Here is a 17,547-nt window from a genome sequence, read left to right as displayed (position 1 = left end):
TGTAGTAGCTCAGACTTGATCTGACAGTTACCCGTTTCTATCTGGTGTCTGTCAGTTTAGATCTGGGCTAAATTCTTCTCTGCCCAAATCGATTTACCATCAAGCAATGTTTCCATTGGCGTTCTACCGCAGCATATTTTGCCCTGATGAGTTCGTTCATTGTTGTAGTATTTCACCCAATCGTCCAGATCTTTTTGTAGTTCTTCAAGTGATCCGTACAGCTTTTTACGAAAAGTAACTTGATAAAACTCATTCAAAATCGTCTTGTGGAAGCGCTCACATATACCATTCGTTTGTGGTGACATCGCTTTAGTTTTGGTGTGATCAATGTCATTGATGGCAAGGTAAAGCTGATAATCATGCTGATCTACCCGACCGCAGTATTCAGTGCCCCGATCAGTCAGAATACGTAGCATAGGAAGCTCCTGCTCTTCAAAGAACGGTAATACCTTATCGTTGAGTGCATCAGCAGCAGTTATCGGCGTTTTGGTGGTGTAGAGCTTACAGAAAGCAATCTTGCTATAAGTATCAACAAAGGTCTGTTGGTATATACGACCAACGCCCTTCAGGTTACCCACATAGAAAGTGTCCTGAGAACCCAAATAGCCAGGATGTGCGGTTTCAATTTCACCGCACGCTTCATCATCAAATTTCTTTTTCTCTAGCGCTGCGATTTGGGCATCACTCAGGATAATGCCATCATTAGCTACTTTATCTTCTAAGGCTTTAAGTCGCTTTTTGAAGTTCTCAAGATTATGTCGCACCCAAATTGAACGAACACCACTGCCCGACACAAAGACACCAGACTTACGCAATTCATTACTGGTACGATGCTGGCCATGAGCGGGCTGCTCAGTAGCATAAGCGATTACCGCTTGCTCTGTTGCTTCATCAACTCTGTTCTTTGGGTTTGGTGCTCGTCGGCTCTTATTGATCAGGTTATCGATTCCACCTTCTTCAACGAGCTCCTGATAACGATAAAACGTATCACGTGACACGCCCATTACCTTACAAGCTTTGGATACATTGCCCAGTTCTTCTGCCAAGTTGAGCAAGCCAGCTTTGTGTTTAATGATAGGGTTGTTAGTATGAATCATGAGAGTTACCTTTTGTTTTGGTTAAAGCTTCGACACTTTCATCAAAACGGGTAACTCTCTCTTTTACAAGACAATATGTCAGATCTAGTCTGAGCTAATTCACTTAATTGATGGTCTATCTGGGAAAGAGGCTCGAAGCTTTCAAACCATCCGCTCAAATAACAATTATTCTCCAATCAAAATCCTTGAAGTATTTTACCGTAAAATAAACTACCCTATTCCCGGTAAACCTCACCTAACTTTCCTTGATGATCCAAAACATAGAAATATTCTTGAAAGTGAAATGACCAAAGAGTTTCGGTTAGCGCATCAGTGCATTTTAAAGGCCGATTTTCTGAGGCCGCACTCTGAAAATCAAAACATAAAAGGAGATACCCGATAAAAGAGGTCATGACCAAATTTTAAGTTATCCATATACGTGATAGGCCTATTTGTTCCATCCAACCTATCAAACAGCTTTTCTTTCAGATTCAAGAATGAAATCAGACCACCATTCCATCATCTTTCTTCTGCGCTCGATATATTGAGCCCTGTTGTAAGTAGCCCTAACCTGATTCTTATCAACATGAGCCAAGGCCGCTTCCACTATATCAGGATCAAAGCCCTGCTCATTAAGAGCTGTGCTCGCAATTGACCGCATTCCGTGAGCTGTCAGCTTTCCTTGGTACCCCATTCTCTTCAAGGCAACATTAGCTGTCGAGTTATTGGCAGAGGCTCTAGGATTAATGTCACTTGGGAATAGAAATTCAGAGTTTCCACTAATAGGTTTCAGTTTTTCCAGTAACGATAACGTTTGAGAGGTCAAAGGGATACTATGCCCTCGCCTCTTCTTCATCCTTTCAGCTGGAATAACCCATAGAGCATTCTCTTCATCTATTTCATCCCAGCGAGCTCCTGCTGCTTCTCCGGGTCGAGTCATTGTATGCAATTGCCACTTCAGTAGATAACGAGTCACCTTACGGATATTCGCATCTGCAATATTGCTCATTAGGTTCGGTAATTCACTAGGTAGGATCGTAGGATTATTTGTCACCTTTGGAGATTTGAACGCCTGCCTGATACCAGAGAGAGGATTAGCCCCATTCAAACCTGTATTTGTGGCATACACCATAACTTGGTTCAGTCTTGAACAAATCCTTTTGATCATTTCAAGCTTTCCAGCTTTATATAGAGGCTTCAATGACTCGATCACTAACGGTGCGGTTATATCTGTGATTGGGTGATTACCAATCTTGGGGAATACATGATTTTCCAAAGAGTGAATAATATCTTCTGCATAGGCGGGAGTGATCTCACTTTGTTTAAGTTCAAACCACTGTCTGGTGACAACCTCAAGAGTATTTTCCTTTTTGTTCGCCTCATCGACTCGTTCCGAATCACGTTGTAATTTAGGGTCGATCTTTTGAGCCAATAGCTCTCGAGCTTCTTCGCGCTGTTTTCTAGCTAAGGCAAGAGGCATTTCAGGAAACACTCCAAAGGAGATATTGGCTCTCTTTGAAGTATGTGGGCGTGTGTAGTTGAAAACCCACATTTTTGTTCCATTAGGTTTGACCCTTAGAGAAAGCCCATCACCATCAGAGAGGCTGTACTCCTTCTCTTTTGGCTTAGCATTCTTAACCTGTGTGTTGGTCAGCGGGAGAACTTTTTTGGCCATGATGTAACACCGAAATTAACACTCATCCTGGATGTTACATTCAGTGTTACTTAAAAGCGTGGATGTTACAAGATTCTATTGGACTTCATCAGACACAAAAAAAGCCGCAAACCCTTTGGTTATGCAGCTTTCTGGACTTCATCGGACTGTTTTGAACAGTTAGATGGCGGTCAGGGAGGGATTCGAACCCTCGATACGTTTCCGTATACACACTTTCCAGGCGTGCTCCTTCGGCCACTCGGACACCTGACCATCGTTATCTACGATGCAATATTTCAGCTTTAAACTTACACACTTGGCGTGCTCGTTACCGTCGTCGTAAACTTCGACGTTTTCTCCGGCAAAGCCTCCGAATCGACCAACTCGGACACCTGACCAGCTCTTCGTTATAAGGTGCATAAGCTCCTTAACAACGAGGCGCGCATTGTATCATAGACTTTTGTTTCCGCAAGGGTTTTACCCCAATAAATCACCACATTTTCGTCATTGTTTGTGATGCAGATTAAAAGACGTACAACTGCGTAATATTTGTACTTGCTTGAATTGCAGTCACCGGTAAACTAGGAGTAATAACTATAAAATATCGTGAGCTTAACCCCCGCCAATGAGACAGATTAATAGCGTAAAAGATGCGCTGTTCCATTCTTTATACCGATCCGCCCTGATCAGCACTTTTTTTGCACTATTAATTGTTGCCCTTCTTATATTTCTGTCGATAGAAAAGGATCTGCGTCAAGAAGGCCAATACCTTGGCCAACTTGTTTTTAAAGAACTACGACAAGCAATGAACGAAGGTGCAAGCTACGAAGAAGTTAATCAGCTGATTCATGAGCTGAACAACAACGCTCCAGATATTGTTTATTCCATGTTCCGTAGCAAAGCAGTCAGGGATCAATTTGGTGATGGGCGAGCATTAACAAATGAGATAAAAAAACACCTCAACGGCAATAATGATGCGATCCATATTGAGTCACTGGAAAACATCCACTACTTCAGAGCGATTAGATTCCAAAACGAGTGTATGGCATGTCACCAGAATGTTTCCGTTGGTGATGTGGCAGGCGTTCTCGACGTTACTTTTCCTGCCTCCAGAGTTCGCATACCCATCTCAGAAGTATTAATGGGGCTGTTTTTGGTTTTCTCTATTACGATGATTTCCTCATATATCGCCCTTTCCAGTGATTTGCTTTCACATGTAATCAACCCCCTTCGTAAACTTGAACACAAGTTAAAGGAAACCGAGGGGCACCATAATCTGAATGACAAAGTAGAGCTGGACTCTGATTTAGAAGAGATTCTCAGTATCGAGCATTCCTTTAATGCTCAACAGGAACGACTGCATAGCGCCTTTAAGAAAGTTGAAGAAGTCTCTATCTACGACAAACTAACAGGCACATACAACAGACATCAGCTCGAGAAACTGATGACAGAGGAAACCTCCAGAGCCAATAGAAAAGCACTTCCTCTGACTATTGCCATGATAGATCTGAACGGCTTTAAAAAGGTGAATGATTCATTAGGTCACACGGCTGGCGATGAATTGCTCATGTACTTCTGCAAGCAATTAACAGAACACCTTCGCGTGGTTGATAAAGTCATTCGCTACGGCGGGGATGAGTTTATTGTCCTGTTACCGGATTGCCCACTTGACGGAGCGGACACCCTTTTTAAGCGTATAGAAGAGTTATTCCTGAACAAACCTCACACATATAAAGGACAACCCTTACAACCTAAATTCAGCATTGGCCTGGTAAGTTACCCGGAAGAAGATACGACAAACAGTTTGGAAGATCTTATTCAGATCGCTGACGAGCGAATGTACCAGGATAAATTACAGAAAAAAACCCAACGCTAGCAGATAGGCTCTAATTCATCTTTCTGTGAGAGACCTAACACACAGTACATCTCTCAAGTTTGGTAGTGATAAAAAAATGCCCGGCAAAGGCCGGGCAAAGTAATACCTGGAAGGTATAAAACTATCAATCAGCTTGGCGTCGCAAGAATGCAGGAATATCCAGGAATTCCATATCATCAGTGCCAGTTTTCTGCATAACAGGTTGCTCTGCTTCTACCTCACGATGGATCTCGGCAGGAGGTGTTCTTGGCTTTTTCTCAGTTTCAGCACGATTGCCTCGCATAACAGCTGGCAATTCCAGCTGATCAAAGTCAGAAGCGGCACCCGCTGCAGTAGCCACAGCAGCCGCACGACCAGTGCCAGTATTCACAATCTCAACATGCTGCTCTTCAGCACGTCCCAAACCTGTCGCCACAACGGTTACTGTTAATTCATCCGTCAGTTCCGGATCAATTACTGTACCAACGACGATAGTGGCGTTCTCAGAAGCATACTCTTCAACGATGTTGCCCACTTCTGAGAACTCACCCAAGCTGAGATCGAGACCAGCGGTGATATTCACCAGAATACCACTCGCCCCCTTCAGGTCTACGTCCTCAAGCAGAGGGCTGTTAATCGCGGCTTCCGTTGCTTCTATAGCTCGGTCTTCGCCACGGCCACTACCGCTACCCATCATCGCCATGCCCATTTCGGACATAACGGTTCGCACGTCTGCGAAGTCAACGTTGATCATACCCGGACGGATAATCAGATCAGCGATGCCCTGCACAGCACCTTTCAACACATCATTACAGGTGTTGAATGCGTTAATCAGACTCGTATTTTTACCCAGAACAGGCAAAAGTTTTTCATTAGGAATAATAATCAGAGAATCAACATTCTCTTTAAGCTCTTTGATACCCTCATCGGCTATCTTAAGGCGCTTACGACCTTCAAATGTAAATGGCTTTGTTACCACAGCAACGGTCAGGATACCCAGATCCTTAGCAACTTCAGCAACAATTGGCGCAGCACCAGTACCAGTACCACCACCCATACCGGCAGTGATGAATACCATATCAGCACCATCAAGCATTTCAGCCAGACGCTCACGATCCTCGAGTGCAGCCTGACGACCTACTTCAGGATTCGCGCCAGCACCCAAACCTTTGGTGAGCTCACCACCGATCTGAATAACTGTTTTGGAAGCCATGTTATCCAACGCCTGAGCATCTGTATTTGCACAGATAAACTCAACGCCATCAACATCACAACTCACCATGTGTTGTACAGCGTTACCACCGCCACCACCAACACCAACAACTTTTATTACGGCGCTTTGAGGGATACTGTCAGCCAACTCAAACATACCGATCTCCTTCCAGTTTTTTTATTTACGCTTTTTTTCTTTTAAGTAGCGCTTTTAATTAGTTATTTCCGTTTATTACCTGTTTCAGAAATTTCCCTGAAACCAGGTTTTCATTCTGCTCAATACGCTCGCTTGCTCAACCAGCTCCATCTCTGCAACTTCTACCGTTGCTGCGGGCTCGCTACCCTGATCTTCATGAGCGTACTGCAACAACCCCATGCCAGTGGCATAAATCGGGTTGCCTAAAATATCTTCCATTCCACGCACACCATGAGGCGAAGCCAGTCGTACCGGCATGTGGAAAATCTCTTCTGCCAGTTCAACAGCACCTTCCATTTTTGAAGTGCCTCCTGTCAGAACAATGCCCGCAGCAACCAAGTCTTCAAAGCCACTACGGCGCAGCTCTGCCTGAACAAGGTTGAACAACTCTTCATAACGAGGCTCAACCACTTCAGCTAGTGCCTGACGGGAAAGATCACGAGATGGACGATCCCCTACCCCCGGAACCTTAATAGTTTCATCGGGACCGGCTAACTGAGCTAATGCACAGGCATATTTAATTTTGATCTCTTCGGCATGCTGCATAGGAGTGCGCAGTGCCATAGCGATATCGTTTGTTACCTGATCACCAGCAATAGGGATTACTGCCGTGTGACGTATAGAACCACCAGTAAAGATGGAGATATCGGAAGTACCCCCACCAATATCAACCATGCATACGCCGAGTTCTTTTTCATCTTCTGTCAGCACTGAGTAGCTGGAAGCTAATTGCTCCAACACCAGATTATCGACTTCAAGACCACAACGGCGCACACACTTCTCAATATTCTGCGCAGCATTCACCGAGCCAGTAACCATATGTACTTTTGCTTCCAGGCGAACACCAGACATACCCAGAGGCTCTCGAATACCCTCTGAGTTATCAATTTCATATTCCTGCGGCAGGATATGCAGGATTTTCTGATCAGCAGGAATGGCAACTGCACGGGCAGCATCAATCACACGGTCCAAATCATAATCCGTCACCTCACGATCACGCACAGCGACAATGCCGTGTGAGTTGAGGCTATTGATATGACTACCCGCTATACCAACGGTTACCGAGTGAATTTTACAACCCGCCATCAGTTCAGCTTCTTCAACAGCACGCTGAATTGAACTCACAGTGGATTCGATATTCACCACAACCCCTTTCTTCAAACCACGGGATGGGTGAGATCCGATTCCAACAATATCAATAGAACCGTCCACGTTTACCTCACCTACCAAGCAAACAACCTTGGAGGTTCCGATATCCAGTGCCACGATCATATTTGAGTGAGTTACCATACTATTCACAAGCCAACTACCAGCTAATTTTATTTACCAGCATTACTAATTTTACTGATTGCTATTTATAAGCCAACCTTTTTTCGATGAATTTTTTTTAATTCTTAAAAGTTTTTAGCAAGAACAAAAACACATCAAATTCACTAGTTACTTTTGTTATCGGCATGTTTCGATATTTATTAAGAAAAAAAACCAATAAATTTCAACCAGCTACACATGCTCACCATCACTAAAATTTTTCAGGAAATTAATATTTTTCTCAATTTCAATAGGTTAAAAAAACACCAAAAATCAAAACTTAATTTTGATTATTTCAGTATAAATCAAATTTTAACTTTGATTATTAATAAAAATATCAAAATTTAGTTTTGATAAATTACAAACAAATCAATATTCAATAATGATTTTTCAACAAAAATCATTATTGAATATTGAGAAAGCTAAGGAGAAGTAAAGTGGTAAAAAATCGAGGTTACACAGCGAGTTTTCGACTATGAATTTGTTTCAGTTTCGTAGCTATAACCGCAGTCGATACTACGCCAGCTGCTCAAAGATTCATGCGTTTCGACATAGTCACGAATAGGCGTTTTACCATCCGCCAGATAGCTATGATCCAGGAAATTATCTAAAGCCTCACCACCAAGACCATGAGCCGCCTGTAGGCAGAAAGCCAGATAACGGGGGTATGGCAGGATATCAGTTCGCCATAGCAATCCAGCGTAGTATTGCCCTACCCTTTGCTGGTATTCAGCCTCAGACCTGCATTTAGTATTACGGTAGTAGTTATCGGTTGAGCTACTACACATTCTACCTATTGAACGCTCACCACTGGCACTGAGGGTTTCCACATCAACCCAGTTAAACCGATGCTCGCGTTCATACAGCTCTGCAAAGTCTGCTTCACTGCATTCAAATTGAGAACAGATAATCTGGGAACGGTTACAAGCTTCCGTTGAGCAGGAAGCCAGCTCCAGAGAGTGTGGGTCAGCTCCGTAGCGGCTAAGAAAAACAACACCAACCTTGTTAAAGATTCGTCTATATCCCGGCACAGTCACAATACGGAAATTTTCTAAGCCAGGGATTGTTTCCCGAGCAGAGCGTTCAGAAAGTAAAGAACCATAACCTACGATCGAAATCACTCTTGATCAGCCTCTGCTGCTTTTTCTAGCAGATCGGTATTCAGCTTCTTCTTACTGTTTGCACCTAGTTTCTGCAGCATAGCTACCTGATTGACCAGGTTTCCTCGCCCGCTGACCAAACGTTTATGGGCAGTATCAAAAGCTTGTTGGGTTCTATCCAGATTGCGCCCGATATCATCCATCGATTCAATAAATCCTACGAACTTGTCATGTAGTTCACCACCACGATGGGCAATTTCACGGGCATTCTGATTCTGATGTTCATATCGCCAGATATTATGAATCGTACGCAGAGTAACCATCAATGTTGCCGGGCTGACCAACATAATATTGCGATCAAATGCCTCTTTAAACAGTGTAGGCTCACGCTCTAAGGCTAATAGAAAAGCACCTTCAATTGGCACAAAAAGAAGTACGAAATCCAGGGAGCGCACACCATCCAGCGCCTGATAAGCCTTATCGCTCAGCCCTTTAATATGACCACGTACAGATACCAGATGCTCCCGTAGGTAACGCAACTGCTCTTCGGGATCCTCACTGGCGCAATACTTTTCATAAGCGGTCAGGGAGGCCTTAGAATCAACGATGATATCTTTCCCATCTGGTAGGTGTATTACGGCATCAGGCTGATAACGTTTACCATCTTGGTTGGCAGAGAACTGAAGTTCAAACTCATGTCCTTTTCGCAGACCAGACTCTTCAAGTGCCCTTTCCAGAACAACCTCGCCCCAGTTACCTTGGGTTTTACTCTCCCCTTTTAAGGCATTAGTCAGGTTGATCGCATCTTCACTCATCTGCTGGTTAAGCTGCTTCAAGTTTGTAATCTGTTCGTGAAGCGCACGCCGGTCTTTTGCTTCTTTATCGTAAACATCCTCAACACGACGTTTAAACTCGCCAAGTTGTTCACGTAAAGGGGTAAGCAGATTTCCCATATCCTCTTTGTTAGTTTCTGAGAAACGTTTCGATTTCTCATCAAAGATACGGTTCGCCAGATTCTGAAACTCCTGTTTAAGTTGCCCGCGAGCCTGTTCAAGTTCTTTCAATTTATCGGCATGGGCCTGCTGCTCTGATTCCAACCGAGCTTCAAGATCGGCAATCACTTCATTCCGGTCAGAGAGTTGATAACCGGTTTGTTGCAGCTTTTTTTCTAACTGTTGTTTATCTGTAACAGTTGAGGCTAACAGGGGTTCGAGATTACGCAGTCGTTCTTCTAGGCGGGTACGTTGCAGGTCGAGATGGTGATAATCACTCTGCAATTGTTTAGTACGGGAATTAAGGCTTTTAAGGCCATGTTGACCTTGTTCGATCTGCAGGATTAACTTTTGTTCGTTATCCTGCCACTGCCTTTGTTTTCGATTAAGGATTATAAGAGCAACCGCAGCTGCGATGAGCATCCCTACACCCAGCCCAGTTAAAAGGCTGGTTAGATCAAACTCCGCCAGCAGTTGCTCCATCATCTCCTCTTACCAGTAGAGGTAAAGTACAGGAAGAGAAACCAACGCCAGTGGCGACATTACAAACAAACCTTTAACGTCTCCAAAGAGCTGCTGGATAACCACATAATGCGCGATTGGGAAGGTAACAAATACGCAAAGCAGAGGAATCCACCAATCCAGCTTATTAAAACCGTATGCAGCGGAAAACAGTAGCGCAACAGCAGCAATATTACCGGCAAGTAGAATCGCCATCATGCCATTTTTACTGTGAGCAAAAGCAGGCTTATCCTCTTCAGGCAGTTTATTCAAAGCCCCTGCGCATAATGCAGCTGACATGGATACAACACCTGTTACCAAAAAAATAATTAGAGGATCAATACTCGGCACAACCACACTCCAGAAACGATTCAATTTGTCGCTGCATTGTAAGACAACCTGTGCTCAAGTCCAATGCACCTTTAAGCCCTATAACTTCAATCTGGTCATTAGGGTTCGATGAAAAGGCATATTGCTGAATATGCCTGCAAGGTAAGGTGTAGAACCTTTTTTTGCCTGTTCTCTTAAAAGGAAGGTAAACTCGCAGAAAATATTATTCGGCGATTTTCGTTTTTATGCTGGTATTCAAAGGGTTACGCAAACTGATCTATCGCCACTTCAAGAAGATGAAGTGGCAGGCAGTGTTTGCACTTCTGCTGTTATACAGTGCAAGTAGCTGGTTGCTCCTATACCTAGCAGGCGAAACCAATCTTACCGGTCAGGACTACTTATACTGGCTTCTCGTCACAGCATCTACCGTTGGTTATGGAGATCTGTCTCCGCAGACGCCTCTCGGGAAAACGCTTGTTGGGTTTTATGTCATCCCGTTTGGCTTGGGTATGTTCGCTCTTACAGTTGGTAAATTTGCTGCTTTCAGTGCATTTCAGTGGAGAAAAGGCGTTATGGGTCTTAAAGAACTCGACTTACATGATCATATTGTTGTGGTGGGCTGGAATGAGCAGCGCACTCTACCTCTACTTAAACTACTGAAAACAGAAGCACGTCAAAACCTGAATCGGGATATCTGCCTTTGTGTAGCCGAAGAGATGGAGAATCCCTTACCGGGAAGTATCGAATTTGTTCGTACTCTATCCCTTAATGGTGAAGCGGGGCTTAAGCGCGCTGATATAGAAGATGCATCAACTATTATCATCGACTGTGCCCAAGACGACCAAACTCTGAGTGCTGCACTTAATCTCTATAACTTGAACTCAACGGCTCACATGATTGCGTATTTTCGTGACGAGAGCCTGAGTAAACTGCTTAAGCAGCACTGCCCAACTATCGAATGTACGCCATCCGTATCCACCGAGATGATGGTTAAATCAGCCATGGACCCAGGTTCGAGCATACTTCACCACGAACTGCTTAATGCTTCTACTGGAATGACCCAATTCTCAATCGTTGTTCCGGAGAAATTGCCCGAAATAACAGTCCGCGATCTCTATGTACCGTTAAAAGAAAACTATGGCGCTACGCTAATAGCTGTTGATCTCGATAGTGATGGAAAACCTGAGGTGAACCCCTCGCTCGAACAACGTATTAAAGCGGGCTGCACTGTATACTACATCGCAGAATCACGCTTGAAGACGCTCGACTGGGCAGCCATTGCACAACGCTAAAGCAACACAGGTAACGCTACTATGAAATACCTGACTCTACTCCTGTTCTTATTCCCGACGTTTCTTCAGGCAGAAGAAACCCCAACAAAAGAACCTAAAATTTATCGGGTAATCGATAACAGCTATACGGTCTGCACCACTAAAGAGAACTACGACCAGTTACTAAAATGGTCCCTCTATGGCGTAGGCCAGCCACCCCAGAGCGGTTGTCTCCCTGCTCCAGCTAATGCAAAAGCAATTATCAAGCAGTGCCCGGAAGGTGATATTATTGTCTGCCAATTTCAGCTCATTCCTGAAGACGGTAGCCCGGCCTTCGATGCATGGGCCAGTAAAGTAATGTTGCGACCTGATAAGTAAGAGAAAGATTAAGTGGAATTTCTGGTAAACGAAGCGGTAGAAGACTACGCATTTTTAAGCACAACACCTGAACCTGAACTTCTTCAGGAACTGATTGATGAAACCAACAAGAATATGGGCTGGCCGCAGAAGCTGTCCGGTCGACTTGTAGGTCGCACACTCAAGTTTTTAGTGCAGCTCCACCAGCCAAAGAATGTTTTGGAGATCGGAATGTTTACCGGTTACTCCGCCCTTTCTATCGCTGAAGGGATGCCTGACGATGGCAAGATCATCTGCTGCGAAACCAATCCTCGCGCCATCGATTTTGCGAAAACATTCTTCGATCGCAGCCCTCACGGACATAAGATTGAGGTGATCTTCGGTAAAGCTATCGAAACTATCGAAACGCTAGATATGGAGCTGGACTTCACCTTCATTGATGCTGATAAACGCAACTACCTTAACTACTACCGCAAGGCGCTGGAGATGACTCGTCCGGGCGGATTGATTGTTCTCGATAATATGCTCTGGTCAGGTAAAGTTATCCAGCCTGAATCAGATATCGACGATGTTCTGGTTGAACTGAATAAAGAGATAGCCGCCGATCCAAACGTGGAAAACATCTTCCTAACCGTGCGTGATGGAATGAATGTGGTAAGGAAGATCCGTTAATGGCTTTCCTGCTGCAGCAATTGAAATCTGACTCACCATCAATGGAACAAACCTCCTCGCTATCCACTCCAACGGATAGCGAAACTGTTCTAATTCAGTATGCATTCGAACTGCTTGAGCTTTACTTAGAAACAGAGGACAGCTCACCTTTAATGCCACGGCTGAAACAGATCCGCAATGAAATGCTGGAAGACCTGGATCAGGTCGAAAGCGTTAAAGAGATTTATGGTCTGATGTACTGGCTGATGGCTGACTACGGTGTTGATAACCGTGGTGAATCATTGGAAGAGACCGCCGATCGTTTGGGCGATATAGATATCGAGAACGATACAGATAAATACAGTGAGCTTATCTTCCACCTTAAAGATGCGGTAGAACGTCTCTATGATCTGGAGCTTGAGTAAGCTCACAGGTTAAGCGACTTACAAGGGAGGTTACATGCAAAGCAGAAAAAAGCTTCTTTGGTGGCTATTACCTCCCCTGCTGATTACCTCTACTGCTCTGGCACTCTATTCCCTATCCCCCCTCATTGCTCAGAAGGGCTTACAAAACTGGCTGAAAAAACAAAATTTCTCCTATATTGAACTGGATATGCAGCCACCTGAGTGGAACAGCCTGCAGATCAACAACCTGCACCTGGAGAAACAGGAAGGTGACAAACATATCCGCATCGAAACTGGTCAGATCCGGGTTAAATACCAGCTGTTAGAGTTATTTCTACAACACAAGCTGAAAGAAATAGAACTGCCCCAATCGGATGTAAAGATCAGTTACAGCAGTCTGAATCAGCAGGAATCCGCTGGAGAAACCGTGGATCTCAGCGCTGCCTTACCTAGTCAGTGGTTTAAACAGATTCCTGTAGACTTGTTACGCATCGGGCAGCTCAATCTGGAACTGGATTATCCTGATGGTACCCCTGACTGGCGTTTCTCCGGCGCACTGCACTTTGATCATCAAAACCTGTTAAGCCGTGTTCACTTTGAGCGTAACAACGAAGATCTGGGCTGGGGTGATGTTGAGCTAACAGAGGATGACGCCTTCCACTTGCGGTTGTTGCAGCAGGACATTCCTTTTGTGGTCATTAACGGTGAACTCTATTACGAAGACAACTTAAAACTGTCAGCCACACAACTGTTTGATCTGACTGGATTACAGAAATGGCAGGAAAAGCTTTTACCAACAGAACAGGCTCTTCCTGAGTTTTCAGGATCTGTAACAAGCATTGGTATTACCTCATTTCCACTGCAAACCGACTTCACTCCCGATGATCTGCTCCTGAGCGTACAGTCTAATCAAGTTGTGGAAGGTCAGATCACTGTTCATCATCCCACTCCGCAGTTGCAGACTGTAAAGCTAAATTTTGACAGTGAGTTAAGTTTTTCGCGCAACGACCTCTCTCTGAATATTTCTCATAAAAGTGAGCTCTCTGCACACCATCTGACTATAGATGGCCTTTCAGAGCCTATCTCCACTATTTATTTGACTACCCCAAAAGGTATTCAATTCAACGCTGACCTCGCTTCCATGATGAAAGGAGAAACAAGTTTCCCCGAGTTGAAGCTTGCAAAGTTACATATTGAGCACCCGGAAGTTTCCCTACCACAGGGTCGCTTAAGGCAAGGTGCTGTTACACTAGATATTCAGCAGCTCGATCTGGAAAATATGCAGCTGGATGCAAACTTAAAAAGCTCAAATATCAAACTAACCATTCCTGATCAGCCTCTCCCCATCTTTGATCTGCACAGCAGTCTCAAATTTAAAGATAACAAGCTAAGTGGAAGCTATCAGCTGAGAACAAGAGATCTACCTATTAATATCTCTGGTAGCCACAAAACTGATCTAACAAAAAATGACAGTCGTCTTTCCTGGAAACTCAAACCTGTAGTTTTAAAAAATATCGACCAAATACTGGCCCCCTATATTTCTATCCCTGCTGAACTCAGTATCAGTAAAGGTAGCCTTTTTCATAACGGCTCAGCCCGATTCAGGAACGGCGCTTTCTCAGCCAACCTTAACAACAGCATCCGTAGTGCTGACTTAAACTGGGAAGATTATCAGTTGCAACAGATCGACTGGGATTCATCTACTACCGTATATCCCTCGGGGAGAATAAAGGATAAAGGTGCTGTTAAGCTGGAAAGAGTTACAACGGGTGTTGAGATCACAAAGGTTCAAACCCGCTACGCCTATGAGCGAGCAAAAGGACGTGATCTACTCAAGCTGGAACACGTGAAAGCCCGCTTGCTTGAAGGAGATATCAGTATCGCTCCGGTCAGTTTCGATCCGCTGTCCCCTGAGCTTGCGACTCAGGTTGAGATCGAAAAAATGGATCTGGGCGCAATATTGAGCCTGGAACAGCAACAATGCCTTTCGGGAGAGGGAAAGTTATCCGGTAACTTCCCTCTCAACTTCAGCAACAATGAACTGAGTATCACAGATGGAGTTCTCAACAGCCTTGATCCGGGGGGCAAGATTAACTTCCTTCCCAACCCGACAGTAACGGCTTACGCAGCCACAAATGCCGGGTTAAAGATGGCACTTGAAGCGCTGGAAAACTTCCACTACGAAAAACTGGATATCAAACTGAACTATGCAAAAGACGGGACTGCCCTACTAAATACACGACTCAAGGGTAACAACCCAGATTGGAATAATGGCCACCCCGTCGACTTTACAATTAACATTGAGGAAAACATCCCTAAGTTATTACAAACCTTACAATTTACAGATAAATTGACTAAAACAATTGAGAAGCGTTATCGTTAGGCTATTCATATAGACTTAGGCCAAACGCTTAAAACCGAGGAACAACCATGAAACTTAACCACTTACTCCTTCCTGGCGCGCTGATCATCGCCCTGGCTGGTACCAGCGGTTGTTCACCGCGCGTTGAGGTCGCGGTTCCGAGCGAGCCCATCACTATCAATCTGAATGTCAAAATTGAACATGAAATTCTAGTCAAAGTTGATAAAGAGATTGATGAACTCCTGTCTGAAAACAGCGACATCTTTTAAGGGAGATACACGTGATGAAAAACAAAATTCGTAACTTACTTACCCTGTTTGCACTCGTTTTCTCCCTTATTGCAGCTCCAGCCTGGGCCATCTCAAAGGATGATGCCAAAGCTCAAGGTCTGATTGGAGAACGCTCTAACGGCTATCTGGGTATTGTTACATCAGCACCGAAAGCAGACTTACGTAAACTGGTAGATGACATCAATAGCAAACGTCGCTCCGCTTATGTTAAAGGTGCGAGTAAAGCAGGTGTTGAACGTAGTGTCTTTGAGATACGCATGGGGCAACGACTGCAGGAACGAGCACCATCAGGCCATTTCATTCAGCTACAAAATGGCAAGTGGCAGAAAAAATAAGCAATTCATTACAGAATAAGTAAGAGAGCAGAATGGCTAATAAGAACCCTGTTTATCGACGCTTGAATGCTCTCGGCTTTCTCTGCAGTTTATCTGCGCTGATTTATATAGTACTCAGTCTCCAGACTGGATCTACCGATCTTATCAGTCCTCTTTCATCCCTTATCCGTTTAATAATTCTGATCTGTACAGGCCTGTTCTTTATCGCCTTGATACATAACCCAGGCGTTTCTGGGCAACGTTTCTACAGTTTTATAAATCTGCTTGTCGTCTGTTCTGGTTTAGGGGCTGCCGTATATCATCTCTGGGTTCAGTCCCAACCGGAACAGATAGATGGCAGCCTACAAAACATGTGTCAGCTACCCTTTGAACAGCTAATGGCTACGCAACAAAGCATTGTTGGTAAGCTAGAACTTCTGTTTAGCCTTTCCAGTAACTGCACTGCTGAAGCTCTACCCGCAATACCTGTTGGTTTTGCTGAACAAAGTCTCTTCCTATTTCTTATGCTTTTCCTGCTTTGCTGGAAGATGCTGCTTAAAAAAGAACGCCCTGAAGGCCTGTTTCTGTGAGCAGATTAACTTCTGCTTTTCTACTTAGTCTAATCTCGATTCAGGCCACAGCGGATGAAGCCCCCTGGACACTAAATCTCTATTTTGAAAACGACCTGTTTTCAGAAACCGATCAGAACTATACCAACGGTATCCGCGCATCCTGGGTTTCACCAAACGTGGATAGTTATCTTAACGATGAACGTCTGCCTGAATGGAGCCGAGAACTTAACAGCTATTTGCCTCTATTTGATCCAAAAGATGAGAGCGATAAAAGTATCCAACGTAATCTGGTTCTGAGTATCGGTCAGCAGATCTATACCCCGGAAGATATTGACCGTTTCGATGTCGACCCTAATGACCGTCCCTATGCTGCCTGGCTGTACGGCAGTGTTGCTTATCACAGCCGTACAAAAAACAAAATGAACACTGCTGAACTCAGTCTGGGTGTTGTTGGACCTTGGGCGTTAGGGGAACAAGCACAGGATGCCGTTCATGATCTGCGCGGGTTTAGAAAATTCAATGGCTGGGATAATCAGCTAAAGAATGAGCCCGGATTCCAACTGGTTTATGAGCATAAGAACCGTATCAGTAAAGGTTATCTAACTCCTCTACTGGAATACGACACGATTCTGCATGCTGGAGCTAGCCTGGGTAATGTGGCTACTTATCTCAATGGAGGAGCAGAGTTCCGCTTCGGTTGGCACCTACCACAAGATTTCGGCACATCAGCTCTGCGAAGTGGAGGTGATAACAGTGCACCCGGTTTAGGTGACGGCCGTTATCAGCGCGGCAGTCGTAATAATAATCTGGGCGTTCATGCTTTTATTTCAATGGATGGCCGTTGGGTACTGCACGATATATTTCTGGATGGAAATACCTTCCGAGACAGCCACTCTATCGGTAAAGAGGCGCTGGTAGGTGAAACGGCTTTTGGTGTTGCCGCACTTTACCACGGTTGGAAGGTCTCATTCGCTCGGGTTCACCGTAGCAAAGAGTTTAAAGGCCAAGGAGATGGGCACTCTTTCGGTTCTCTCAGCCTGACTTATTCCTATAGTTTGTAATCGCTTTACATTGTGGGAGAGCCCCTAGCCTTAAGAGAAAT

17 protein-coding genes and 1 tRNA gene are annotated in these 17,547 nt (G+C 44.5%); 10 read left to right on the top strand and 8 right to left on the bottom strand.

Annotation, left to right across the window (positions count from 1 at the left end; translation table 11 throughout):
• Positions 1–56 precede the first annotated feature (56 nt).
• The 3 genes from GY843_RS03935 to GY843_RS03925 all read right to left on the bottom strand — a co-directional run bounded on the left by GY843_RS03935 (position 57) and on the right by GY843_RS03925 (position 3,003).
• On the bottom strand, positions 57–1,097 hold the full coding sequence (locus GY843_RS03935) for an IS481 family transposase (RefSeq protein WP_297306736.1): 1,041 nt from the start codon (positions 1,095–1,097) through the stop codon (positions 57–59).
• 448 nt (positions 1,098–1,545) lie between these two features.
• Complete coding sequence (locus GY843_RS03930) at positions 1,546–2,751, bottom strand: integrase domain-containing protein (protein ID WP_297306734.1); 1,206 nt, start codon at positions 2,749–2,751, stop codon at positions 1,546–1,548.
• Positions 2,752–2,915: 164 nt separating this feature from the next.
• Positions 2,916–3,003, bottom strand: a tRNA-Ser gene (locus GY843_RS03925).
• Between the two features lie 352 nt (positions 3,004–3,355).
• Between GY843_RS03925 and GY843_RS03920 the strand changes: the two genes are divergently transcribed.
• The gene (locus tag GY843_RS03920; RefSeq protein ID WP_297306732.1) at positions 3,356–4,606 is read left to right on the top strand and encodes a GGDEF domain-containing protein; all 1,251 of its coding nucleotides are present in this window, start codon (positions 3,356–3,358) and stop codon (positions 4,604–4,606) included.
• 124 nt (positions 4,607–4,730) lie between these two features.
• Here GY843_RS03920 and ftsZ read toward each other — a convergent pair whose 3' ends face one another.
• The 5 genes from ftsZ to GY843_RS03895 form a co-directional block, all read right to left on the bottom strand.
• Positions 4,731–5,954 (bottom strand): cell division protein FtsZ, encoded by a 1,224-nt coding sequence (gene ftsZ, locus GY843_RS03915; protein WP_297306730.1) that lies wholly within the window; start codon positions 5,952–5,954, stop codon positions 4,731–4,733.
• A gap of 84 nt (positions 5,955–6,038) precedes the next feature.
• Positions 6,039–7,283: a cell division protein FtsA gene (ftsA, locus tag GY843_RS03910; protein ID WP_297306738.1), complete on the bottom strand. Its 1,245-nt coding sequence runs from the start codon at positions 7,281–7,283 to the stop codon at positions 6,039–6,041.
• Between the two features lie 491 nt (positions 7,284–7,774).
• Positions 7,775–8,422 (bottom strand): gamma-glutamylcyclotransferase, encoded by a 648-nt coding sequence (locus GY843_RS03905; RefSeq protein WP_297306728.1) that lies wholly within the window; start codon positions 8,420–8,422, stop codon positions 7,775–7,777.
• Positions 8,419–9,879 carry a DNA recombination protein RmuC gene (rmuC, locus tag GY843_RS03900; RefSeq protein WP_297306726.1) on the bottom strand — a complete coding sequence of 487 codons (1,461 nt, stop codon included), beginning with the start codon at positions 9,877–9,879 and terminating at the stop codon, positions 8,419–8,421. The genes GY843_RS03905 and rmuC overlap by 4 nt, the downstream gene beginning before the upstream one ends.
• Before the next feature lie 6 nt (positions 9,880–9,885).
• The gene (locus GY843_RS03895) at positions 9,886–10,194 is read right to left on the bottom strand and encodes a hypothetical protein (protein ID WP_297306724.1); all 309 of its coding nucleotides are present in this window, start codon (positions 10,192–10,194) and stop codon (positions 9,886–9,888) included.
• 275 nt (positions 10,195–10,469) lie between these two features.
• On the opposite strand from GY843_RS03895, the gene GY843_RS03890 reads away from it, so the two are divergent.
• The 9 genes from GY843_RS03890 to GY843_RS03850 are packed head-to-tail and all read left to right on the top strand — an operon-like array spanning position 10,470 to position 17,506.
• Positions 10,470–11,516, top strand: coding sequence for a potassium channel protein (locus GY843_RS03890; protein WP_297306722.1), 1,047 nt, complete (start codon positions 10,470–10,472; stop codon positions 11,514–11,516).
• A 21-nt stretch (positions 11,517–11,537) separates the two neighbouring features.
• On the top strand, positions 11,538–11,873 hold the full coding sequence (locus GY843_RS03885) for a hypothetical protein (protein WP_297306720.1): 336 nt from the start codon (positions 11,538–11,540) through the stop codon (positions 11,871–11,873).
• Positions 11,874–11,885: 12 nt separating this feature from the next.
• Positions 11,886–12,524 (top strand): O-methyltransferase, encoded by a 639-nt coding sequence (locus GY843_RS03880; RefSeq protein ID WP_297306717.1) that lies wholly within the window; start codon positions 11,886–11,888, stop codon positions 12,522–12,524.
• Positions 12,524–12,928, top strand: a complete 405-nt coding sequence (locus GY843_RS03875) for a hypothetical protein (RefSeq protein ID WP_297306716.1) — start codon at positions 12,524–12,526, stop codon at positions 12,926–12,928. Before GY843_RS03880 ends, GY843_RS03875 begins: the two co-directional genes overlap by 1 nt.
• Positions 12,929–12,962: 34 nt before the next feature.
• Positions 12,963–15,290, top strand: coding sequence for a YdbH domain-containing protein (locus GY843_RS03870; protein ID WP_297306713.1), 2,328 nt, complete (start codon positions 12,963–12,965; stop codon positions 15,288–15,290).
• 47 nt (positions 15,291–15,337) lie between these two features.
• On the top strand, positions 15,338–15,538 hold the full coding sequence (locus GY843_RS03865; RefSeq protein ID WP_297306711.1) for a YnbE family lipoprotein: 201 nt from the start codon (positions 15,338–15,340) through the stop codon (positions 15,536–15,538).
• A gap of 14 nt (positions 15,539–15,552) precedes the next feature.
• Positions 15,553–15,894 carry a YdbL family protein gene (locus GY843_RS03860; protein ID WP_297306709.1) on the top strand — a complete coding sequence of 114 codons (342 nt, stop codon included), beginning with the start codon at positions 15,553–15,555 and terminating at the stop codon, positions 15,892–15,894.
• Between the two features lie 32 nt (positions 15,895–15,926).
• On the top strand, positions 15,927–16,463 hold the full coding sequence (locus GY843_RS03855; protein WP_297306707.1) for a disulfide bond formation protein B: 537 nt from the start codon (positions 15,927–15,929) through the stop codon (positions 16,461–16,463).
• Positions 16,460–17,506, top strand: coding sequence for a lipid A deacylase LpxR family protein (locus GY843_RS03850; protein WP_297306705.1), 1,047 nt, complete (start codon positions 16,460–16,462; stop codon positions 17,504–17,506). Before GY843_RS03855 ends, GY843_RS03850 begins: the two co-directional genes overlap by 4 nt.
• Positions 17,507–17,547: the final 41 nt, after the last annotated feature.

It is taken from the genome of Neptuniibacter sp. (genome assembly GCF_024231755.1).
Taxonomy (GTDB): Bacteria; Pseudomonadota; Gammaproteobacteria; order Pseudomonadales; family Balneatricaceae; genus Neptuniibacter.
Note: the sequence above shows the minus strand (reverse complement) of the source record. Positions and strands in the feature narration are given on the sequence as shown.